Consider the following 23,893-nt stretch of genomic DNA (forward strand, 5'->3'; position numbering starts at 1 on the left):
TGCACAGAAAGGAGCGAAGGCTATGGCACGCTTTGTCACTTCTCTGTCCCAGGAGCAGTTGTACCGCCTGCTGATGTCCCTGAACGGGACTATATTGCCTGACGGCAGTCGTCTGAATGTGAAGATATACAACTGGAAGACTGAGATAACCCTCGCTAAAAAAGGTGCTGAGGGCAAAGAGACTTTCAGCGAATGGAAAGGCCGCATTCTGTCCAGAAAGGATGGCAGTGCCATTATGCGCGGCTATTTCGGTCTCTCCCTGTTTCAGTGCCTCTTGTTTGCCATACCTTTGTCCTTAATATTTTTCTTGTTGCTGTTATTACTGACAGGTGGCAGTCGCTCTGGCCTGCGGCACTTATCACTATTTGAAGTATTCTTTCTCTCCCTATACGGAGATTTCTGGGGAATTGTGATTCCTCTGCTGGGCTGCTATTTTGCCAGCTTCCTGATTCTGCTCAGCTCCAATGTCAATGTGGAGGAGCAGGCCAACCGCAAGATCCTGCGGGACTATCTGACCCAAACGCTCTGTCAGCATACGACAATTCCCCGCTGAACGCCGCTACCATCTCAAGGAGGTATCCCTATGTCCTTTGTCCACCTGCACGTCCATACCGAGTTTTCCCTGCTGGACGGCGCCTGCCGCATCCCCCTGCTGGTCAAGCGGGTGAAGGAGCTGGGACAGCCCGCCGTGGCCATCACCGACCACGGGGTCATGTACGGCGTGGTGGACTTCTACAAGGCCTGCAAGGCGGAGGGAATCAAGCCCATCATCGGCTGTGAGGTCTATGTGGCTCCTCGTGGCCGCACTGACCGGGTCCATGAGCTGGATGCCGCCATGTACCATCTGATTCTGCTCTGCCGCAACGAGGAGGGCTACCGCAACCTGTGCTATCTGGACTCCTGCGCCTTTACTGAGGGCTTCTATATCCGCCCCCGTATCGACAAGGAGCTGCTGCGGCAGCATTGCGGCGGGCTCATCGCCCTGTCGGCCTGCCAGTCCGGCGAGGTGCCCCGGCGCATCCTGGCGGGGGACTACGAGGGCGCTAAGGCCATTGCCCTGGAAATGCGGGAGCTCTTTGGGGAGGACGGCTACTACCTGGAGCTTCAGGACCACAACCTGCCCAATGACCCCGCCATCAACCAGGGGCTCATCCGCATCCACCAGGAGACCGGTATCCCCCTGGTGGTGACCAACGACGCCCACTACCTCCGCCGGGAGGACGCCCAGATGCAGGACACCCTTATGTGCATCCAGATGGGCAAAACGGTGGACGACCCCAACCGCCTGAAAATGGAGACCAGCGAGCTGTACGTCAAGTCCACCGAGGAGATGGCCGCCCTCTTCCCCGATTACCCGGAGGCGGTGGAAAACACGGTGAAAATTGCCGAGCTGTGCAACATGGACTTCCAGTTCGGCACCTACCACCTGCCGGAATTCAAGCTACCCCAGGGCTACACCGATGGGGACGCCTATTTTGAGAAGCTGTGCCGGGAGGGGTACGCCCGCCGCTACCCTGACAATCCCGAGGGGTACCAGGACCGTCTGGCCTACGAGATGGGCGTCATCCGGCAAATGGGATTTGTGGACTACTTCCTTATCGTTTCGGATTTTATTGGGTATGCTAAAAGCCAGGGCATCCCGGTGGGCCCCGGCCGCGGTTCGGCGGCAGGCTCCATGGTGGCCTACTGCATGAACATCACCGATGTGGACCCCATGAAGTACTCCCTCTACTTTGAGCGATTCCTCAACCCGGAGCGGGTCACCATGCCCGATATCGACATTGACTTCTGCATCCGTCGGAGGCAGGAGGTCATTGAGTACGTCCAGCGCAAGTACGGCGAGGACCATGTGGCTCAGATCGTCACTTTTGGTACCATGGCCGCCCGAGGGGCCATCCGGGACGTGGGCCGGGCTCTGAATATCCCATACGCCGACGTGGACGCGGTGGCCAAACAGGTGCCCAGCGGCCCCGGCGCCCTCCACATCACTCTGGATCAGGCACTCCAGCTGTCCAAGCCCCTGAAGGACCTCTACGAGGGAGACGGGCGGGTAAAGGAGCTCATCGACACTGCCAAGGCCATTGAGGGAATGCCCCGCCACGCCTCCACCCACGCCGCCGGCGTGGTTATCACCCGCCGCCCGGTGATGGACTATGTACCTCTGGCCAAAAACGACGAGTCGGTGGTCACCCAGTACGTCATGACCACCCTGGAGGAGCTTGGCCTCCTGAAAATGGATTTCCTGGGCCTGCGGAACCTGACCATCCTGGACGACACGGTGAAACTGGTGGCCCAGAAGCGCCCCGGCTTCTCCCTGGCCGACATCCCGGACAACGACCCCGAGGTATTCCAGATGCTGTCCGACGGCAAGACCTCCGGCGTGTTCCAGATGGAGTCGGCGGGCATGACCGGGGTGTGCGTGGGCCTGAAACCCCACAACATCGAGGACATCACCGCTATCATCGCCCTCTACCGTCCCGGCCCTATGGACTCCATTCCCCGGTTCATCGCCTGCAAGCACAACCCGGACAAGGTGAAGTACAAGCACCCCGCCCTGGAGCCCATCCTGTCGGTGACCTACGGCTGCATCGTATATCAGGAGCAGGTCATTGAGATCTTCCGCCGTCTGGCGGGCTACACCATGGGCCAGGCTGACATGGTGCGCCGGGCCATCTCCAAAAAGAAGAAGGCCCAGATCGAGAAGGAGCGGCACACCTTTGTCCACGGCGACCCCGAGCGGAACATTGCCGGATGTATGGCAAACGGCATCCCCCAACAGACCGCCGAGGACATTTATGACGAGATCGAGGCCTTCGCCCAGTACGCCTTCAACAAGGCCCACGCGGTAAGCTACGCCATTGTGGCCTACCACACCGCCTGGTTCAAGTGCCACTACACCAAGGAATACATGGCCGCCCTCCTCACCTCAGTGCTAGACTCCAGCGAGAAGGTGGCCGAGTATATCGCCGAATGCAAGGACTGCGGCATTCCTCTCCTCCCCCCGGACATCAACGAGTCCGGGGCCGACTTCACCGTATCCGGCGACCACATCCGCTTCGGTCTGGTGGCCGTCAAGGGCGTAGGCCGCGGCTTTATCAACGACGTACTGACAGAACGAAAGAAGGGGGCGTTCACCTCCTTCCCCGACTTCTGCCAGCGGATGTTTGATTCCGACCTGAATAAGCGGGTGCTGGAAAGTCTCATCAAGTGCGGCGCTTTTGACAGTATGGGAATCTTCCGCTCCCAGCTGCTGGACGCCTATGAGTCTCTGGTGGACTCCATCGCTCAGAACAAGCGCAAAAATCTGGAGGGGCAATTTGACCTCTTCGGCGGCGGCGGGGACGAACCCCAGTCCGCCCCCCAGCTCAACCTGAAAAACATCCCTGAGTTCTCCCGCCGGGAGCTGATGACCATGGAGAAGGAGACCACCGGCCTGTACCTGTCCGGTCACCCCATGGATGAGTACCGGGACCTTGTGAAAAAGCGGAAGGTAGCCTCCATCGGCGCCATTCTCTCCGATTTCGCCCAGGAGGGCGGTCCCACCACCTTCCGGGACGAGCAGCGAGTGACCATTGCCGGTGTGGTGTCCGCCTCCCGTACCCGCACCACCCGCAACAACACTCTGATGGCCTATGTCACCCTGGAGGATGACACCGGCTCTATGGAGATGCTGGTGTTTGCCCGTGCTCTGGGCGAGTGCGGCCCCTATCTGAAGGAAAATGTGCCGCTGCTGGCCGAGGGCCGCATCTCCGTCCGGGATGAAAAGGCCCCCCAGCTCATGTGTGACCGAGTACAACCTCTGGACCACCTGCGGGACGGCTACGAGGAGCCGGACCAGCCTGCGATGAAGATCAAAAAGCTGTACATCCGTATCCCCAGCCTGGAGGACTCCCGCTGGCGCCGGATCAAACTGGTGCTCACCATGTTCCCCGGCACAGAGCAGCTGGTGATCCGCTGCGCCGATACCGGCAAGCTGTTGTCCACCCCCTGCTTGATTCATCCGGCACTTGTCGAAGAACTGAAAGAACTGCTGGGTGGGGAAAATGTGGTCGTGAAGTAACCATCATGCGGCAAGGAGTAACCCCGTGAACATCAAAAAGCTATCTTCCTTTCTCTTTCAGCGCTCAGTGATCGTGGCTGTGCTCATCATTTTGCAGGCCACGGTACTTCTGGTGCCCATGATATGGGCCTGGAGTTACTATGTCTACGTATACTGGGCCTGTGTGGTACTCTCTCTGCTGGCTGTACTGGTCATTGTCCGCAGGCAGACCGATCCGGGGTATAAGATCGCCTGGATCATCCCCATCCTGCTCTTCCCCATGTTTGGCTGGCTGGTCTATCTGCTGTGCGGCGGCAACAAGCTGTCTGCCCGGATGCGCCGGAAGATGCAGGGTATGGACCGTACCATGCTGGAGCAGTTGGAGGATGATTACAAAGCAAAAAAACTCTCCGTGCTGGGCCAGGATGCGGTAAATCAGGCCCGCTATCTGGAGCAGTATGCCCGCTGCCCGGTGTATACCAATACCTGGACACGGTACTTCCCGCTGGGAGACGACGCCTTCCCCGCTATGCTGGAGGAATTGAAAAAGGCCAAACATTATATCTTTTTGGAGTATTTCATCCTGGCCCCCGGTGTGTTCTGGGACTCCATCGTGGAAGTTTTGAAGGAAAAGCACGCTGCCGGCGTGGACGTACGGGTGATCTATGACGACGTGGGTTCCCTTGGCACCCTGCCCGCCAATTACGCCGAAAAATTTGAGCAGGAGACCGGTATCCCCTGCTGCTGTTTCAACCGGTTCAAGCCGGTCATTTCCATCCGTATGAACAACCGGGATCACCGGAAGCTGTGCATCATCGACGGACACACTGCTTTCACCGGCGGGATCAATCTGGCTGACGAGTATATCAACCAGAAACCCCGCTTCGGTCACTGGAAGGACAGCGCCATCCTGGTAAAAGGAGAGGCAGCCTGGAGCATGACGGTGATGTTCCTCACCATGTGGGAATATATCCGGGAGATCAAGGTGGACTATGCTGCCCTGCGGCCCACCGCCCTGCCTCCCGAGGCTGTTCTGGGAAAAGATTGCTTTGTACAGCCCTACGCCGACAATCCCCTGGACAACGAGCCGGTGGGTGAGACAGTATATCTGAACCTGATCTCCAAGGCCAAGCGGTACGTCTATATTATGACTCCCTACCTCATCGTCAGCGACAGCGTCAATACCGCCCTGTGCAATGCCGCCAAATCCGGAGTGGATGTACGCATCATCACCCCCCATATCCCGGACAAAAAGCTGGTATTTGAGCTGACCCGCTCCCACTACCAGCCTCTGCTGGAGGCTGGAGTACAAATCTTTGAGTACACCCCCGGCTTTGTCCACGCCAAAAATCTGGTGTCCGACGATGTGTGCGGAGTTGTAGGCACCATCAACATGGACTATCGCAGTATGTTCCTCCACTTTGAGGACGCGGTGCTCCTCTACCAGGACCCCACAGTGCTGGACATCAAGGCCGACTTTCTGGCCACCCAGCTGGCCAGCCAAAAAGTCACCCTGGAGCAGTGCCTGGAGCGGTCCTGGCCCCGGCGGCTGTTCCGATCCATCCTGCGTGTGCTGGCTCCCCTGGTATAAACGAACACAGCCCCCGCAGCAAGATGCCGCGGGGGCTGTGCTTATACCTGCTCCACCACGCCCACAAAGAGGACGGCATCCCCATCCCGGATCACGAACAGGAAGGGCCGGTCCAGATCCATGACGCAGATAGCGGGGTCCTCCACGATGGCCTCCGAGGCGTCGGCAGCCAGCAGGGTGACGGCGGCGGCCTCCACCCCCTCCTCATCCACCTTCACCCGGGCGATCTGTCTGGCCTGGTCCAGCCACACCGGAGTGAGGTCGACGAGGGGGGTGAAGTCGGCGGTCCCCCTGTACAGCACGTCGGTGATCCCCATACCTGTCAGGGCAGGAATCAAATCCAGATCGGAACTGACATCGAACTTGGGCACCGACCACTGGACCTCGCCGTAGATCTTACTCTCAGAATCGGTGAGTTCCGTCAAAAAATCCGGGTCGGCCAGCAATTCGGCGGGGGTGACCCCCTCGTCAGGGAGGACAAAGGTCATCGTGCCGCCGGTGGTGCCCAGGCTGGCCGCCTGGTAGCCGTTCTGGCGGAGAAAGCCGGCAGTCTGGGTCTTGTGCATGAAATCCACCGCCGTCTCGCTGCCGTCCGCGGCGGTGAACCCTTCCTCCGACGTGAGGCTGGGATCAAACTCGTCGCTCCACCGGGCCTGGAAGTACAGGGTAGAGGCCAGCACCGCCAGAGTCTCGGCCCTGGTGGTCAGCACCTTGCCGTCGGAGCCGATGAGCCCCTTTGTCTGCTCCGATACCCACTCCGTGATGGCTCTGTCCGCCTCGCCGGTACCCATGGGGACCCGGAAGGAGCCGGCATAATAGTACTCCGCCAGCCGCTCCAGGGTGTCCTGGTGGAAGTCTAACTTCTCGCTGAGCCAGATGGAGGTGCCCAGCAGCGTGGCGGCGGTGCCGTCATCCAGGTAGAGGGTGTGCCACAGGATGTCGGCCCACTCCCGCAGCTGATTCACATCGGAAGCCCCTAAAGCATCCAGTATCTGCTGCTGAGTTTCTCCGTCCGTAGTCTCGCTCAGCATGGCCAGAGCAAACCACAGGGATACGGGAGAATAGACCCGGTTGCCCTCCCCTGCCAGAGCCAGGGCGGCGCTGGTGCCGGTATAGTCCGCCAGGGCGGCAGTCAGCTCAGGGGTATCACGCAGGCTGACGGTCTCGTCCTGGTAGGCCTCCCAGGCGTCCAGATAGACATCCAGGTCTGCATTGAATTGCTCCCACTCCGCGTCGCTGCCCCCCAGGGGTTCAGCTGGGTGCTTGGGCAGATCAGGGTACTCCGGCAAGGCAATGGCATAGGCGCTGCCTGTCAATGGCCCGCCGCCGGTCTCGCCGTCCGTGCCGGGGATACCGGTGATAAGCAGGGCTACGGCTGCCACAGCCGCCACTCCCGCCGGCACCAGTGCTTTCAGCGGCCTTCCTTTTCTCTTGGAATCCTCCCCCCTCACCGCCCGCTCCACAGCGGAATGGGTGGGATGGAGGGTATCATTGGCCCGTTTATATTCATTCATCATGGTCACTTGTCTCCTTTCAGTGCTTGAGACAGCCGGTCCCGCCCCCGGGACAACCAGCTTTTCACTGTGCCCGTCTTGGCTCCGGTGAGGGCAGCAATCTCCTCCACCGAATACCCCTCATAGTAATGCAGGTGAATGGCAGTCCGGTACTTTTTTGGCAGGGACAGTACCGCCTCATAGACCGTGCGATCCGCCGGTTCCATGGCCTTTGTCACCGCCTCCTCCAGGGGCAGGTGGGTCCGCCAGCGAGCGGACAGCAGGGTGTTGGTGCAGTTGAGGGTACAGCGGATCAGCCAGGCCTTCCGGTGCTCATCGCTGTCCAGCTCCTCCTCATGGCGGAAGAAGCGGGCAAACACCTCCTGGAACACATCCTCGCTGTCCTGGATATGGCGAGTGCGGGCCAGGGCCAGCCGCCACACCATATCTCCCCAGCGCTCCACCTGAGCTCTGGCTTTCCGCTCGTCCGTCATGGTCTTTCCCCTCCCTTACGGGCATCCGGAGGCCGCCGATTCCTCCTGCGCTCATGCCCGTAAGCACAGGCCCCGCCGGTCCTCTGGTATCCATAATACCACAGCACCCATCCAATGGTTGCATCTACCAGATATTTTCCTTTCCAACATCTTAAAGATTGATAAATTTTCACGCTCCCCCTTTACAGCACAAGCATTTTCGGCTACAATGGGAAACAGATTGAACTAGGAGGTGCGACAGGTATGGAGACCGATTACACTCGCAAATTCAGCATCCGTTATGAAAAAGATCCTGAGATCAAAGAGGTGCTGACCTCCGTATACAACTCCCTTCAGGAGAAGGGATATAACCCCATCAATCAGATCGTGGGGTACATCCTCTCGGAGGACCCGACTTATATCACCAATTATAACAACGCCCGGGCCCTCATCCGTAAGCTGGACCGGGACGAGTTGTTGCAGGAGCTGGTCAAGCAGTATCTCAGGGATTGATGTTTGATTGCGAGAAAAAGATGTCTGCGCTATGCGCAGACATCTTTTTTTCTGTTTGTGTTGCTGCTGCAACATACCGCAGGGCACAGCTCTGGTATGCTTGGCTCACACAAACACAAGGAGGCGTTCCATATGAAACGCAAGATCATAAAAATTGACGAGGCCCTGTGCAACGGCTGCGGCCTGTGTGCCGCCGCCTGCCACGAGGGCGCCATCGAGATGGTAAATGGTAAGGCCAAACTGACCCGGGAGGACTACTGTGACGGGCTGGGCGATTGTCTGCCCGCCTGCCCCACCGGAGCCATCACCTTTGAAGAGCGGGAAGCTCCTGCCTACGACCACGCCGCCGTCATGGCCGCCAAGGCTGCCAAAGAGAAGGCCTCCGCTCCCCTGCCCTGCGGCTGCCCCGGCAGCATGAGCCGGGCCATCCATCGTGATGAAGCCTCCCCTTCCCCCTGCGCCGGGCAGGTACCCAGCCAGCTGCGTCAGTGGCCGGTACAGATCAAGCTGGCACCCATCAATGCCCCTTACTTCGACGGCTGTCATCTGCTCATTGCCGCCGACTGCACGGCCTACGCCTACGGTAACTTCCATCAGGATTTCATCAAGGGCAGGGTAACGCTCATTGGCTGCCCCAAGCTGGATGAGGGCGATTATACTGAGAAACTGACTGCTATCCTGGCGGGCAACGACGTAAAGAGTGTCACCGTAGTCCGCATGACGGTACCCTGCTGCGGCGGTATCCAGCGGGCAGTTCAGAACGCCGTGGCCGCCAGCGGAAAGAATATTCCCCTGCGGGTTGCCATCGTAGCCCCCGACGGCTCCATACAGTAACTATCAAAATACCCCCGAATCGCTGAAAACAGCGGTCCGGGGGTATTTGATTTCAGCCAACCAGATAAGGGGCAAGCCACTGGAAGCAGCCCACCAGAATACAGGCCAGAACCAGCATGAAGAGGGCCCATTTCAGAACCGCAGACAGCACTTTGCTGTCCTGACCCACCAGGCCAACCGCCGCCACAGCGGTGGCAATACACTGGGGAGAGAGGATTTTTCCGATACCGGCACCCACAGAGTTTGCTGCCGCCAGCCAGTAGGGCGAAGCGCCGATGGCTGTGGCCGCTTCCGACTGAAGCCGGCCCAGCAATACCTCCGTGTTGGTACCGCTGCCGGTAACAAAGGCACCGATGGCAGCGATGATGGGGGATACGAAGGGATAGAACACGCCGGTAATGGAGACAAACAGCCCTGCCATGTCAGAGATCATGCCGGAATAGGTCATGATCTTGGCCACCGCCAATACCGCCATAATGGTAACAATGGTGCGGCTCATCTGCTTCAGGGTGGCCAGGAAGGTCTCCCACATCAACCGTGCCCCTGCCTTCTGCACCACGCCGCCGATGATGGCCGCCACAAAGATGACCACACCGGGGGTGTTGACCCAACTGAAGGAGGTCAGCCCCGCCGTCTCAGCGGTGCTGATCTTGAAGGACGAGGCAAACTGAGACAGGAAGCTGTTGACCGGCGGCACCAGCTTGGAGGTAAGCAGCAGCAGCACAAAGATCAGCAGGAAGGGCAAAAAGGCCACCACCGGGGACATCGTCCCCCGCTCCCCCGTCTGGGCGGGCTGCCCACTGGACATCTGATATTCCGCGGGCACCGGCTTACCTTTCCGCAGCCGGGCCATGGCCAGCGTGCAGGCCAGGGACACCACGCTGCCCACCACTACCGTGAGCTCCGGCCCCAGGAAGTAGGACACCGCCAGCTCAGGCACCACAAAGGACAGACCGGCCACCAGGGTGATACCCACCACCCCTTTCAGGGCCTTGACGCCACCGCCGCCGGCAATCACCATCAGGAAGGGCATCAGGATCATGAAGGGAGCCATTTCCACCACGGTGGTAAAGGCCAGCGGGATGGCATCCAGCCCGGTCACACTGACCAGCGTGGTGGTGGGAATACCCACCGAGCCAAAGGCCGTGGGGAAGGCGTTGGCCAGCATACACACCAGGCAGGACAGCACCGGGTCCATACCCATACCTGCCAGCATACCGGCGGGAATGGCCACGGCGGTACCAAAGCCCGCCATTCCCTCCAGAAATCCGCCGAAGCACCAGCCGATCAGCAGGATGATGACCCGCCGGTCCCCCGACACATTGGACAGCATCCGCTTGATCACATCCATAGCGCCGGTGCGCAAAGACAGATTGTAAGTAAAAATGGCGGCGATGATCACCAGAATGATGGGCCACAGGGCCGCGGCAAAGCCCTCCAGGGCGGAGGTCAGGCAATCCACCGGCGGCATCTTCCACAGGGTCAGGGCCAGCACCGCCGTGAGCAGCAGCGCGATGAGACAGGCGCGATGGCCCGGCATTTTCAGAACAGCCAGCGCAATTATCAGCCAGACAATAGGCAGCAGCGTAAGGATCGACATCAACAACGGCATTGAAAACGGGACCTCCTTTGTCTCCTGCCGCCGCCGGACACAGGGCGGCGGCCCACTTTTTATTGGTTCTACCAATCAAAATACAAAAACCGAAATTCGCCCTTCTCTCCCTCCTTAATTTTTCCATGCTTTTCCGCAGTAAATGATATTTCGATAAACTGACTGGTCTTATTATAAATTCATACCAGCAAATTGTCCACTCCCTTTCTTTATTTCAGCTCAAAATTGGCGCTTTGCATAAATTCAAACCCATTTTTTCGGAATATGTGAGAAATTAAAAACTGGGGATTGCATTTTTCAAAAATTGTGGTAAAGTGATGACGTCAGCAAAGTGGTTGTACCACTTCATTCTTAATTCCGATCTGCAAGGAGGTATTTCGAATGGCCCTTACCATTCCCTTTGGATCTTCCGGCATGACGCTGCACGCGGATCTGTCCGGGGCTGAGGTGCTCACCTCTCACATCGGGGAGCTGACTGCCTCCGACTCAGAGGACGCCCTGGTGCTGGCCGCCATGGCCAACCCCATCGACTCCAAGCCTCTGGAGGAGCTGGCCGCCGGCAAGAAAACCTGCACCATCATCATCAGCGATCATACCCGTCCGGTGCCCAGCAAGCACATTCTGCCCCATATGCTGGCCCAGCTGCGCCGGGGCAATCCGGACATCCAGATCACCCTGCTGGTTGCCACCGGCTTCCACCGCCCCACCACCAAAGAGGAGCTGGTTGGCAAGCTGGGTCAGGACATCGTGGACCATGAGACCATCGTCATTCACGACAGCCGGGACGCCGCCTCCAACGTAAAGATCGGCGTGCTCCCCTCCGGTGCCGACTGCGTCATCGATCGTCTGGCTGTGGAGACCGATCTGCTGGTGGCTGAGGGCTTTATTGAGCCCCACTTCTTTGCCGGTTTCTCCGGCGGCCGCAAGAGTGTGCTGCCCGGCGTGTGTGATCAGGTCACCGTGCTGGGTAATCACTGCTCCAAGTTTATCGCCTCCCCCTACGCCCGCACCGGCGTGCTGGACGGCAATCCGCTTCACACCGATATGCTGGCGGCGGCCAGGATGGCCAAGCTGGCTTACATCGTAAACGTCATCATTGACGAGGACAAGAAGGTAGTGGCCGCCTTTGCCGGCGACCCGGAGACCGCCCACCGCAAGGGCTGTGACTTCCTGCTGGGTTACTGCCAGGTCAAGCCGGAGCGCCGGGGCGATATCGTCATCTCCAGCAACGGCGGCTACCCCCTGGATCAGAACATCTACCAGAGCGTCAAGGGCCTCACCGCGGCGGAGGCCGCCGCGGCAGAAGGCGGCGTGCTCATCATGGTCAGCTCCTGCATGGACGGGGCCGGCGGGGACAGCTTCTATCATGCCCTGCGTGACGCCTCCTCCCCCCAGGCCCTGACCGATGAGATCCTGGCCACGCCGCAGGATCAGACCAAGCCGGATCAGTGGGAATTTCAGATCCTGGCCCGGGTCCTGTGCAAGCACCGCGTGATCTACGTCACCGTTCCCGAACAGCGCCGGACCATCGAGGACATGAAGATGGAGTGGGCCCCCGACGTGGACACCGCCCTGGAGCGGGCCCGCCAGGCCAAGGGTGCCGACGCCCATCTGGTGGTCATTCCCAATGGTATTTCCGTCATGGTGCGGGAGTAAGTCCCGTTTCCCATTCGTTAATACATTTTGCCTGAACTATGTATGGAGGAGGTTCTACTTATGGCAACGTACAATCCCGTCACGCCTGAAATCATCGCTCAGCTGGAGCAGGTGGTACCCGGCCGCGTCGTGGTAGGTGGCGACGTCAATCCCGACTATGCCCGGGATGAGATGCCCATCTACGGCGTGAAGATGCCCGAAGTATCCATCGACGTGCTCACCACCGAAGAGGTGGCCGGCATCGTCAAGATCTGCTACGACAACAACATCCCCGTCACCACCCGCGGCGCCGGCACCGGTCTGGTGGGTGGCTGCACCCCCGTGTGCGGCGGCGTGGTGCTGTGCACCATGCGGATGAACAAGATCCTGAGCTATGACCTTGAAAACTTCGCCGTTACCGTTCAGCCCGGCGTGCTGCTGCAGCAGCTGGCCGACGACGCGCTCACCCACGGCTGCCTGTATCCCCCCGATCCCGGCGAGAAGATGGCTACCTTGGGCGGCAACGTGGCCACCAATGCCGGCGGTATGCGGGCTGTCAAGTATGGCGCTACCCGTGACTATGTACGGGCCATGACCGTAGTTCTCCCCACCGGTGAGATCACCCACTTCGGCAGCACCGTGTCCAAGACCAGCTCCGGTTACAGCCTGACCAACCTGATGGTGGGCTCCGAGGGCACCCTGGGCATTATCACTGAGCTGACCCTGAAGCTCATCCCCGCCCCCAAGGCCACCGTCAGCCTCATCGTCCCCTACGAGGATCTGGACGCCTGCATCTCCACTGTGCCCAAGATCTTTATGAATCACTTCAAGCCCCAGGCCGTAGAGTTCTTTGAGAAGGAGATCTTGGTCTCCTCCGAGGAGTATCTGGGCAAGCAGGCCTTCCCCCACACCTTTGACGGCGTGGATGTGGGTGCCTATCTGCTGCTCACCTTCGACGGCGACTCCATGGACGAGCTGGATCCCATCGTGGAGAGAGCCGCCGAGATGCTGGTGGAAGAGGGCGCGCTGGACGTGCTGGTGGCCGACACCCCGGGCAAGCTGAAGGACGCCTGGGCTGCCCGTTCCTCCTTCCTGGAGGGCATCGAAGAGCAGACCAAGCTGCTGGATGAGTGCGACGTGGTGGTGCCTGTCAACCAGATCGCCAACTATGTGGCTTTCGTCAACGAGACCAAGAGCAAGTACGACTTTGAAGTCAAGTACTTCGGTCACGCCGGCGACGGCAACCTGCACATCTATGAGTGCTCCAACACCATGGACGAGGCCGAGTTCCGCAAGCAGGTGGATCAGTTCCTCAGCGCCATCTATCAGAAGGCCATGGAACTGGGCGGCCAGATCTCCGGTGAGCACGGCATCGGCTACGGCAAGGTGAAGTACCTGGCTGAGGCTGTGGGCCCGGTGAATATGGCGCTGATGCAGGGCATCAAGAAGGTCTTTGACCCCAAGATGATCCTCAACCCCGGCAAGGTCTGCTGCACTCTCTAATCGTTCGGAAAGGAGCTTTGCTATGAATATTCTGGTATGCATCAAGCAGGTCCCGGACACGACGGAGATCAAGATCGATCCCGTCACCAACACCCTGGTCCGGGACGGCGTTCCCAGCATCATCAACCCCTTTGACGGCTACGCCCTGGAGGCTGCCGCCCGCATCAAGGACAAGGACCCCGATACCCGTATCGTGGTGCTGTCCATGGGTCCCAAGCAGGCCGAGGCCGCTCTGCGTGAGGCCCTGGCCATCGCTGCCGACAAGGCTTATCTGGTCACCGACCGGATGTTCGGCGGTTCCGATACCCTGGCCACCAGCTACATCCTGTACAATGCCGTTGCCAAGGTGGAGGAGCTGGAGGGCATCAAGTTTGATGCTATCTTCTGCGGCAAGCAGGCCATCGACGGCGACACCGCCCAGGTTGGCCCCGAGCTGGCCGAGCTGCTGGACTACCCCCAGGTCACCTACGCCCTGGAGGCCACCAGCGCCGACGGCTCTCTGCACATCCTGAAGGAGGGCGAGGACGGCAACTACCTCATCGGTATCAAGACCCCCTGCCTCATCACCTTCACCAAGCCCTCCTTTGACCCCCGCTTCCCCACCATCAAGCGGAAGATGGCCGCCCGCAAGGCTGTCATCGAGAACCTGACCTCCGCCGAGCTGACCAGCATCGACCCCGCCCGGGCCGGTCTGAAGGGCTCCCCCACCAAGGTGAAGAAGACCTTCGTGCCCCCCCGCAAGGAGGCCGGCGTGGTCATCAAGGAAGAGACCGGCGAAGAGTCCGCTCAGAAGCTGTTCGCGCTTCTGAGCGAGGCCCATGTGATTTAAGGGAGGCGCAGCAACATGGAAGCGAAAACCAAGGACCTTTGGGTATTTGTAGAAACCAAGGAGGACGGCTCCGCCAAGAACGTGGGCATCGAGCTGCTGGGCCCCGGCCGTGAGCTGGCCGACAAGCAGGGCGGTAAGCTGGTGGCCGTGGTCATCGGCTGCGGCGTGAAGGCCGCAGTGGACGAAGCCGCCTGCCACGGCGCGGACCAGGTCCTCTATGTCGATGGCGAGGAGTTCCGTCAGTATTCCACCGACGCCTACGTGGCCGCTTTGGACCACCTGGTGGAGACCTACGGCCCCACCACCATGCTCATCGGCGCCACCCCCAACGGCCGTGACATGGGTCCCCGTCTGTCCAGCCGCCTGCAGACCGGCCTGACCGCCGACTGCACCGGCCTGGCCATTGACGAGGAGACCGGCTGCGTGGCCTGGACCCGTCCCGCCTTCGGCGGCAACCTGATGGCCACCATCCTGTGCACTGATCATCGTCCCCAGCTGGGCACTGTCCGTCCCGGCGTCTTTAAGAAGCCCGAGGCCGGCGAGGCCAAGGCTGAGATCGTGAAGGTGGACTTCTCCTTCCCCGCCGAGAGCATCCGCACCGAGATCCTGGAGGTCATCAAGGAGACCGCCGGTGAGCTGGTGGATCTGGAGGGCGCCGACATCATCGTGTCCGGCGGCCGCGGCGTGGGCAGCGCCGAGGGCTTCGAGCCCATCCGTGAACTGGCCGACGCGCTGGGCGCCACCGTAGGCGCCTCCCGTGCCGCCGTTGACGCCGGCTGGATCTCTCACTCCCACCAGGTTGGCCAGACCGGCAAGACCGTGGGTCCCAAGCTGTACATCGCCTGCGGCATCTCCGGTGCCATTCAGCATCTGGCCGGTATGAGCGGCTCCGACGTCATCGTGGCCATCAACAAGGACGCCGATGCCCCCATCTTCGGCGTGGCCGACTACGGCATCGTGGGCAACCTCTTTGAGGTGGTACCCGCTCTCACCGCTGAGATCAAGAAGCGCAAGGGCTAATCTCTCCCGCATACAGGTACGGATATCCTGCGGGTCCGGGTCACCTCCTCTCCCCCGCCTTACCGGCGGGGCCCGGGCCCGCACCACACAATAAGGAGTGCTGCGTTATGAATTTTAAGTTCAACGAAGAAGAGCAGGAAATCATTGATATGCTCCACGACTTCGCCCTCAAGGAAGTGGCTCCCATTGCCGCCGAGGTCGACGAGGATGAGCGTTTCCCCGAGGAGACCTGGCACAAGCTGGCCGACATGGGCATGATGGGCGTTCCCTTCCCCGAGGAGTACGGCGGCGCCGGCATGAGCTACCTGACCTACATCGGCTGCTGCGAGGAGTTGGCCAAGCACTGCGCCACCACCTCCGTCATGGTTTCCGCTCATACTTCCCTGTGCACCTGGCCTATCTACCAGTTCGGCACTGAGGAGCAGAAGCAGAAGTATCTGCCCGGCCTGTGCTCCGGCGAGACGCTGGGCGCTTTCGGTCTGACCGAGCCCGGCGCCGGCACCGACGCCGCCATGCAGAAGACCGTCGCCGAGGATAAGGGTGATCACTGGCTGCTCAACGGCTCCAAGATCTTCATCACCAACGCCGGTTTTGCCTCTGTGTTCGTGGTCTTCGCCATGACCGACAAGTCTCTGGGCACCAAGGGCATCTCCGCCTTCATCGTGGACCGTGATGCTCCTGGCTTCAGCGTGGGCGCTCACGAGAAGAAGATGGGCATCCGCGGTTCTTCCACCTGCGAGCTGATCTTTGACAACTGCAAGATTCCCAAGGAGAACCTGCTGGGCGAGATCGGCAAGGGCTTCAAGATCGCTATGATGACTCTGGACGGCGGCCGTATCGGCATCGGCGCCCAGGCTCTGGGTATCGCTCAGGGCTGCATCGACCAGACCGTAAAGTACACCAAGGAGCGCATCCAGTTCGGTAAGCGCATCAGCCAGTTCCAGAACACCCAGTTCCAGCTGGCCGATATGCAGGCCAAGGTGGACGCCGCCCGTCTGCTCATCTATCGCGCCGCTCAGGCCAAGCAGGATGGCGAGCCCTACAGCCATCTGGCCGCTATGGGCAAGCTGTACGCCTCCGAGGCCGCCAGCGACGTGACCCGCCGCTGCCTCCAGCTGGTGGGCGGCTACGGCTACACCCGTGAGTATCCCTTTGAGCGCATGATGCGCGACGCCAAGATCACCGAGATCTACGAGGGCACCTCTGAGGTCCAGCGTATGGTCATCTCCGGTTGGATGGGCGTCAAATAATTTCCCTTTTGTGAATAAACCGCTTGCCCGGTTTATTCTCGCGGACCTGCTCCGCGTATCGTCTTCCTCCATATGAACGCAGAGACACCGACAAGGCCGATCCATCCTTGCCGGTGTTTCTGTCTTCTCTCCAAATCTGGTCCTGCGGGTTGCAGTTGTGTCGTGATATTTTTTATGATATAATAGTTAGGTTATAGAAAATGCTCGAATTTGGAGGCTCCATGAACGAACGATCGGAACGCACCTATGAAAAGGTAGTCAATTATATCCAGAGTGAAATCTGGAAAGGCAATCTGAAACGGGGTGAGTGCCTGCCCCCTGAACGGGATCTGGCCGAACTGCTGGGCGTCAGCCGCAATTCCGTCCGGGAAGCCCTGCGCACCATGAGTCTGATGGGCTTTATCTCCAGCGTCCACGGTGCTGGCAACTTCCTCACCTGCGACCTGGAACAAAACCTGAGCGCCAGTTTCCGCATGATGCTGCTGCTGGGTGAAACCAACTACCTGCAGGTCAGCCAGCTGCGCCGCGGTCTGGAAAGTGAGACCGCACGTCTGGCCGCCAACCGTATTCTGCCCGGCCAGGCCGCCCGCCTGATGGAACTGGCTGTAAAAATGCGGGATGAAACGGATGCAGAAAAGGCCTCCCACTATGACCAGGAATTTCACAACCTGCTGTGCGACGCCTCGGGCAACAAGTTGATCCGCTCCCTGTTCGGCGCTATCCGGGCCACCGTAAATGATTTTATCGGCACCGTCTACGTCCGCATCATGGAGGAAAAGGAACAGGCCTCCCTCCTGCACAACGCCCATATCCAACTGGCCCAAGCCCTGGCCGACCATGATGAGCTGGCCGCCATCCGAGCCACCTTCACCCACTTCGAGATAGTCAACACCTCCATCCAGAAGGATGAACTGGCCGGACGCAAGATTTTTTAATCCTTTTTTCAAAAAAACAGCGCTTCATCTGATGATGCAGATGAAGCGCTGTTTTTTCTTTATGTCTCCGCTTTCAGATAGGCCTCCACACCGTCGGCGATGCCCTGGGCGATCTTTTGCTGGTAATCAGGGTCGCACAACCGGGCCAGCTCTCCCGGATGGGTCATGAATCCGGTTTCCACCAGCACGGCGGGCATGGTGGTCTCCCGCAGCACCTGGAAATTGGCGGAGGGGGTACCACGCCCGATGCCGCCGGTGGCGGCTACTACCCCGGCCTGCACCTGCTTGGCCAAGGCCTCACCCCGGGTGCTGTTGGGATAATAATAGGTAAAGATCCCCTCATAATCTGTCCGGTCCAGGGCATTGCAGTGGATGCTGACAAAGACCTCCGCCTGAGCGGCGTTGGCCATCTTGGCCCGGTCGGCCAGGCTCACCGAGTCGTCCCCCGTCCGGGTAAGTACCACGTTGTACCCCCGCTCCTCCAGGATATCTGCCAGCATCAGGGACATGGGCAGGGTCAGATCTTTTTCCTTTACATCATTTCCATTTTCATCGGGATAGACCGCACCCGGCTGATTGCCGCCGTGGCCGGGATCAATGGCAATGGTAATCTTGCTCGGATCCAGAGGGGGCACCTCCGGCTCTTCCGGCACATCGGTGACGCTGACTCGCACCTGATTCCCACCGGAAGATACGGACAGATTCTGTGCATAGCTGACACCGGAGGCCAGGTCCAGCACCACCCGCAAGGTGTGGGGATACCCGTAGCCCAGATCATCCCCATGCTGGGAACAGCGGATCTTCTCAATGGAGTCGCTCTCCACCTGAAGCGTCAGATCTTTCCCTACCGCCGGGGCGTACACTGCCCCCAGCAAGTCTATGGCCAGCCGGTCCCCCAGGTCCACAATGCGGTACTTGGGCGTATGGTCGGCGGTGATGGTAAAGGTCTGCTCCTCCTCATCAAAAGACAATTCGGTAATCCACCCCAGATCTCCCTCCTGGGGCTGGGTGGGATCGGGCTGCTGAGGCTCCTCCGGGGAGGTAATGGCCACTGTGGCCGTCTCCCCCACCCATTCCACACCGGCCCCCAACTGCTCGGACACAAAGCGGAGGGGTACCATGGTGCTCTCCTTGCCATCCCACATGACGCCGCCGGCGGGCACTCCGTCGGGCAGCTCCACCGCTTGGCCGTCCACCAGGGCCGTGGCGCTGCCTGCCGTCAGTACAATGGTGCTCTCCTCCCGCAGGATGATGATCTGCCGGGTCTCAGGCACCCAGGTCACTGTAGCGTCCAGTGCCTCGGAGATGAGCCGGACAGGCACCAGGGTACGGCCGTTGGTGCTTCCCTCCGGATAGTAGGCCAGCGCCGGCACGTCCTCCGGTATCAACGCCTCCCCGTCCAGAGTCAAATTGGCACGATCGGTCACTGTAGGTTCACTGTAACGCTGGCTCACCTCATCGTAAAACCGGACGGTGATTTGCTCCGTCCCCGCCGCCATAGCGGCCGGAAATAGTCCAACTACCACCGCCAGCAGCAAAAACAGCGTAAATATGCGTTTCTTCATGGTATGCTCCTTGCCAGAACTGGGATATCTTCGACATATTTTATCCTATTTCCCATAGAGCCGTCAAGAAAACACCGGCAGAAAAAGTTGACATAAATTTCATCATCCAGAAAATGACGGACAAAGCTCTTGCACTTGCAAGAAAAAGTTGGTATGATGAAAGATAATTCAAGAGCATCGGAGGGAATCATATGCTGAACATCACCCGTCAGGGCGTCTACTATAAAAACAACGCCTTTGTGCCTGTCCAGGACGGCCCCGCCGCCGGCCTGCCCGCTCCCGAGGAGGCAAAGAAAGGCACCATGGCCTATTCCATTCTGAAGGCCCATAACACCAGCGATTCTATGGACAGTCTGGCCATCAAGTTCGACGCCATGGCCTCCCATGACATCACCTACGTCGGCATCATCCAGACCGCCCGGGCTTCCGGCATGAAGGAGTTCCCGCTCCCCTATGTGCTCACCAACTGCCACAACTCCCTGTGCGCCGTGGGCGGCACCATCAATGAGGACGACCATGTGTTCGGTCTGTCCGCTGCCAAGAAGTACGGCGGCGAGTTCGTCCCCGCCCACCAGAGCGTGATCCACTCCTATATGAGAGAGCGGTACGCCGCCCCCGGCAAGATGATCCTGGGCTCCGACTCCCACACCCGCTACGGTGCCTACGGCACCATGGCCATCGGCGAGGGCGGTCCCGAGCTGGCCCGGCAGCTGCTGGAAAAGACCTACAACATCAGCTATCCCAAGGTCATCGCCATCTATCTCACCGGCGCCCCCATCCCCGGCGTGGGTCCCCAGGACGTGGCTCTGGAGCTGATCCGCTCCACCTTCAAGGACGGCACCGTCAAGAATGCCGTCATGGAGTTCTTCGGTCCCGGCGTGGCCAACCTGTCCATGGACTACCGCTCCGGCATTGACGTCATGACCACTGAGACCACCTGCCTGTCCTCCGTGTGGGTGGCCGACGACACCCTGAAGGACCACCTGGCGGTGCTGGGCCGCGGCGGCGAGTTCAAGCCCCAGGCCCCCGCTGACGGCGCCTACTATGACGGCGTCATCCATGTGGAGCTGGACAAGATCCGGCCCATGATCGCCCTGCCCTTCCATCCCTCTAATGCCTACACCATCCAGGAGTTTAAGGAGAACATGGCCGACCTGCTCCATCAGGTGGACGAGGATACCATGCACCAGCTGAAGCTGAAGAGCAAGCCTGCCTCCCTGCTGGACAAGATCGTGGACGGCAAGTTCATGGTGGATCAGGGTGTCATCGCCGGCTGCTCCGGCGGCACCTATCAAAACATTGTCCGGGCAGCCCAGGTGCTGGACGGCCACGCCATCGGCTCCGACGCCTTCTGGCTGTCCGTCTACCCCACCAGCCAGCCCGTCAACCTGGAGCTGACAAAGCGTGGCTACATCGCCTCCCTGATGGCGGCTGGCGCCTCCATCCGCTCCTGCTTCTGCGGTCCCTGCTTCGGCGCCGGCGACGTGCCCGCCAACGGTGCCTTCTCCATCCGCCACTCCACCCGCAACTTCCCCAACCGGGAGGGCTCCAAGCCTTCCGATGGCCAGGTGTCCTATGTGGCCCTGATGGACGCCCGTTCCATCGCCGCTACCGCCCTCAACGGCGGCGCCCTCACCGGAGCCGACGAGCTGCCCAATGCCCCCGTTGATCCCGCGGTTGAGCCCTTCGCCTATGACGACACTCCCTACAAGGCCCGGGTGTACTTCGGCGTGGGCAAGGCTGATCCCAGCCAGGAGCTGGTCTTTGGTCCCAACATCGCCGACTGGCCGGAGCAGGTTGCTCTGCCCGACAACCTGCTGCTCACCGTTTGCTCCGCCATCTATGATCCCGTCACCACCACCGACGAGCTAATCCCCTCCGGCGAGACCTCCTCCTACCGCTCCAACCCCATCAAGCTGTCTGAGTTCGCTCTGAGCCGGAAGGATCCCCAGTATGTGCCCCGGGCCAAGGAGATTCTGGCGGTGGAGAAGCTGCGCCGTACCAACCCCGAGGCCCCCGAGGTGAAGGAGGCCCTGATGGGCCACAATCCCGCCAACACCGGCCTGGGCTCCCTGGTGATGGCCCTCAAGCCCGGCGACGGCTCCGCCCGTGAGCAGGCTGCCTCCTGCCAGCGTGTGCTGGGCGGCGTGGCCAACCTGGCCGCTGAGTACGCCACCAAGCGTTACCGCTCCAACGTGGTGAACTGGGGTATGCTGCCCTTCATCAACGAGGACGTAAAGGACTGGAACATCCAGCCCGGCGACAAGCTGTACATCCCCGGCGTCCGCACCGCCCTGGACAGCGGCGCCGATGTCATCCCCGCCGTCCTTATCCAGAACGGTACGGAGCACACCGTCACCCTGAAGCTGCCCGGCATGACCCGCGAAGAACGTGATATTGTTTTGGCGGGCTGCCTCATCAACTACTACGCCAAATAAAAGCCGGGGCGCTGCACACCGATGCAGCGCCCCTCTTTTTTAAAGGAGACTTTCCCATGGTCCCAAAGCCCACCCCCCTTCTGCCCGCCAAACCCCTGGCCGCCACCAACAACATCTCCGGCTTCCGGGTGCGGCCCGGCCTGTTTCTGCTGAATGGCGCCAACGTGGTGCCCGGCGGAGTCAGCTTCACCATCCACTCCATCAACGCCACCTACTGCGAGCTGTGCCTCTTCCGCCGCACCCAGCAGGAACCCTTTGCCATCCTGCCCTTCCCGGAGAACTTTCGTATCGGCAACACCTTCTCTATGATCGTCTTTGACCTGGACATCTACGAGATCGAATATGCCTATCGGATGGACGGTCCCAATGACCCGGACCGGGGCCTGCTCTTTGACAAAACCAAATACCTGCTGGACCCCTATGCACGGGCGGTCACCGGCCAGAGTATCTGGGGCGTGAACCAGACCCCCGGCTGCTCCTACCACGCCCGGGTGGTGGAGGATATCTTTGACTGGGGGGACTTCCACGACCCCCATCTCCCCTTCCGGGATATGATCATCTATGAGACCCACGTCCGGGGCTTTACCCAGCATCCCTCCTCCGGTGTCAAGCACCCCGGCACCTTTGAGGGCCTGCTGGAGAAGCTGCCCTATCTGCTGGAGCTGGGGGTCAACACAGTGGAGCTGATGCCCATCTTTGAGTTTGACGAGATGGCCGACGAGCGCATCGTGGACGGCCGCCAGCTGCTCAACTACTGGGGCTACAACACCGTCTGCTTCTTCGCCCCCAACACCAGCTACACCGCCACTCCGGAGTTCAACCACGAGGGCACCCAGCTCAAGCATCTGATCCGCACCCTCAACGAGCACGGCATTGAGGTTATTCTGGACGTGGTGGTCAACCACACCGCCGAAGGCAACGAGCAGGGCCCCTTCTTCTCCTTCAAGGGTCTGGACAACAACATCTACTATATGCTCACCCCCGACGGCAAGTATTATAACTTCTCCGGCGTGGGCAACACCCTCAACTGCAACCATCCGGTGGTGCGTCAGTTCATTCTGGACTGCCTGCGGTATTGGGTGGTGGAGTACCGGGTGGACGGATTCCGGTTTGACCTTGCCTCCATTCTGGGCCGGGACACCGACGGCGCTCCCCTGTCTGAGCCGCCCCTGCTGGAGAGCCTGGCCTTCGACCCCATTCTGGGCCGGGTGAAGCTCATTGCCGAGGCCTGGGACGCCGGCGGACTGTACCAGGTGGGGTCCTTTCCCTCCTGGAACCGGTGGGCAGAATGGAACGGCAAGTACCGGGACGACCTGCGCTGCTTCCTGAAGGGAGACGGAGGTCTGGCCTGGGCGGCAGTCCAGCGTATCACCGGTTCCGCCGACCTGTATCCCCCCTCCCAGCGGCAGAACGCCTCGGTGAACTTCCTCACCTGCCACGACGGCTTTACCCTGTACGACCTGTACTCTTACGACGTCAAGCACAACGAGGCCAACGGCTGGGGCAACACCGACGGGGCCAACGACAACAACAGCTGGAACTGCGGCGTGGAGGGGGACACCGAGGACCCGGCGGTGCTGTCCCTCCGTGACCGGCTGATGAAAAACGCCTTTGCCGTGCTGCTGTGCAGCCGGGGTACCCCCATGTTCCTGGCGGGTGACGAGTTTGCCAACACCCAGTTTGGCAACAACAACGCCTACTGTCAGGACAACGAGATTTCCTGGCTGGACTGGTCCCGGCTGGAAAACCACCAGGATCTGTTCCACTTTGTCTCGCAAATGATCGCCTTCCGCAAAGCACACCCCATTATCCGCGGAGAGACTGCCCCTGCCCGGTGCGGCTGGCCCTCGGTGTCCCTTCACAACGGGGCAGCCTGGAACGCCAAGATGGATGAGCAGACCCGGCAGATCGGCGTGCTCTTCACCGGCCGGAACCAGGACGACACCGCCGACGACCTGATTCTGCTGGCGGTCAATTCCCACTGGGAGGCACATTGGCAGGGCCTGCCTGAGCTGCCCTCCGGCCTGCGGTGGAGTCTGGTGCTCCACACCGCCTGCCCTGATCCCTTTGGCGCCGGCCCCCTGTTCAGCGGCAATGGACTGCAGATGGGCCCCCGCTCGGTGGCCGTCTTTCATGCGGTCAGCGGACGCAGTTGATTCAAAA

At 60.3% G+C, this 23,893-nt stretch carries 17 protein-coding genes; 13 read left to right on the top strand and 4 right to left on the bottom strand.

Annotated elements, in window-relative coordinates:
* The first annotated feature begins 22 nt into the window (after positions 1 to 22).
* From IHN22_RS01990 to cls, 3 genes are read left to right on the top strand one after another with little or no spacing between them, the layout of a single operon-like run.
* A complete protein-coding gene (locus IHN22_RS01990) occupies positions 23 to 553 on the top strand; it encodes a hypothetical protein (RefSeq protein WP_191433232.1) in 531 nt (176 codons plus the stop codon).
* 30 nt (positions 554 to 583) lie between these two features.
* Positions 584 to 4,060, top strand: a complete 3,477-nt coding sequence (locus IHN22_RS01995; RefSeq protein WP_191433233.1) for a DNA polymerase III subunit alpha — start codon at positions 584 to 586, stop codon at positions 4,058 to 4,060.
* Positions 4,061 to 4,085: 25 nt separating this feature from the next.
* Entirely contained in the window at positions 4,086 to 5,630 is a 1,545-nt protein-coding gene (cls, locus tag IHN22_RS02000) for a cardiolipin synthase (protein ID WP_300985297.1), read from the top strand.
* Between the two features lie 41 nt (positions 5,631 to 5,671).
* On the opposite strand, the gene IHN22_RS02005 is transcribed toward cls, so the two are convergent.
* Positions 5,672 to 7,147, bottom strand: a complete 1,476-nt coding sequence (locus IHN22_RS02005; protein WP_191433234.1) for a serpin family protein — start codon at positions 7,145 to 7,147, stop codon at positions 5,672 to 5,674.
* A gap of 2 nt (positions 7,148 to 7,149) precedes the next feature.
* Positions 7,150 to 7,617 carry an RNA polymerase sigma factor gene (locus IHN22_RS02010; RefSeq protein ID WP_087189244.1) on the bottom strand — a complete coding sequence of 156 codons (468 nt, stop codon included), beginning with the start codon at positions 7,615 to 7,617 and terminating at the stop codon, positions 7,150 to 7,152.
* Between the two features lie 243 nt (positions 7,618 to 7,860).
* Here IHN22_RS02010 and IHN22_RS02015 point away from each other — a divergent pair, with 243 nt between their 5' ends.
* On the top strand, positions 7,861 to 8,109 hold the full coding sequence (locus tag IHN22_RS02015) for an IreB family regulatory phosphoprotein (protein ID WP_087189243.1): 249 nt from the start codon (positions 7,861 to 7,863) through the stop codon (positions 8,107 to 8,109).
* Positions 8,110 to 8,241: 132 nt separating this feature from the next.
* Positions 8,242 to 8,943: an ATP-binding protein gene (locus IHN22_RS02020; RefSeq protein ID WP_191433235.1), complete on the top strand. Its 702-nt coding sequence runs from the start codon at positions 8,242 to 8,244 to the stop codon at positions 8,941 to 8,943.
* A 52-nt stretch (positions 8,944 to 8,995) separates the two neighbouring features.
* Here the strand turns inward: IHN22_RS02020 and IHN22_RS02025 are convergent, their stop codons facing one another.
* Positions 8,996 to 10,555 (bottom strand): L-lactate permease, encoded by a 1,560-nt coding sequence (locus IHN22_RS02025; RefSeq protein ID WP_087189241.1) that lies wholly within the window; start codon positions 10,553 to 10,555, stop codon positions 8,996 to 8,998.
* A gap of 381 nt (positions 10,556 to 10,936) precedes the next feature.
* Here IHN22_RS02025 and larA point away from each other — a divergent pair, with 381 nt between their 5' ends.
* The 6 genes from larA to IHN22_RS02055 all read left to right on the top strand — a co-directional run bounded on the left by larA (position 10,937) and on the right by IHN22_RS02055 (position 17,727).
* Positions 10,937 to 12,211, top strand: coding sequence for a nickel-dependent lactate racemase (larA, locus tag IHN22_RS02030; RefSeq protein ID WP_191433236.1), 1,275 nt, complete (start codon positions 10,937 to 10,939; stop codon positions 12,209 to 12,211).
* A 60-nt stretch (positions 12,212 to 12,271) separates the two neighbouring features.
* The gene (locus tag IHN22_RS02035; RefSeq protein WP_191433237.1) at positions 12,272 to 13,693 is read left to right on the top strand and encodes an FAD-binding oxidoreductase; all 1,422 of its coding nucleotides are present in this window, start codon (positions 12,272 to 12,274) and stop codon (positions 13,691 to 13,693) included.
* Positions 13,694 to 13,715: 22 nt separating this feature from the next.
* Entirely contained in the window at positions 13,716 to 14,522 is an 807-nt protein-coding gene (locus tag IHN22_RS02040) for an electron transfer flavoprotein subunit beta/FixA family protein (protein ID WP_191433238.1), read from the top strand.
* Positions 14,523 to 14,537: 15 nt separating this feature from the next.
* On the top strand, positions 14,538 to 15,542 hold the full coding sequence (locus IHN22_RS02045; protein WP_191433239.1) for an electron transfer flavoprotein subunit alpha/FixB family protein: 1,005 nt from the start codon (positions 14,538 to 14,540) through the stop codon (positions 15,540 to 15,542).
* Positions 15,543 to 15,649: 107 nt separating this feature from the next.
* On the top strand, positions 15,650 to 16,792 hold the full coding sequence (locus IHN22_RS02050) for an acyl-CoA dehydrogenase (protein ID WP_191433240.1): 1,143 nt from the start codon (positions 15,650 to 15,652) through the stop codon (positions 16,790 to 16,792).
* Between the two features lie 221 nt (positions 16,793 to 17,013).
* Entirely contained in the window at positions 17,014 to 17,727 is a 714-nt protein-coding gene (locus IHN22_RS02055; protein WP_191433241.1) for a FadR/GntR family transcriptional regulator, read from the top strand.
* Positions 17,728 to 17,786: 59 nt separating this feature from the next.
* Here IHN22_RS02055 and IHN22_RS02060 read toward each other — a convergent pair whose 3' ends face one another.
* Entirely contained in the window at positions 17,787 to 19,292 is a 1,506-nt protein-coding gene (locus IHN22_RS02060) for an N-acetylmuramoyl-L-alanine amidase family protein (RefSeq protein ID WP_087399362.1), read from the bottom strand.
* Positions 19,293 to 19,483: 191 nt separating this feature from the next.
* Between IHN22_RS02060 and IHN22_RS02065 the strand changes: the two genes are divergently transcribed.
* Complete coding sequence (locus IHN22_RS02065; protein WP_191433242.1) at positions 19,484 to 21,730, top strand: hydratase; 2,247 nt, start codon at positions 19,484 to 19,486, stop codon at positions 21,728 to 21,730.
* A gap of 56 nt (positions 21,731 to 21,786) precedes the next feature.
* Positions 21,787 to 23,886, top strand: coding sequence for a glycogen debranching protein (locus IHN22_RS02070; protein WP_191433243.1), 2,100 nt, complete (start codon positions 21,787 to 21,789; stop codon positions 23,884 to 23,886).
* Positions 23,887 to 23,893 lie beyond the last annotated feature (7 nt).

This window comes from Flavonifractor sp. An112 (genome assembly GCF_904377885.1).
GTDB classification, from domain to species: Bacteria; Bacillota; Clostridia; order Oscillospirales; family Oscillospiraceae; genus Flavonifractor; species Flavonifractor avicola.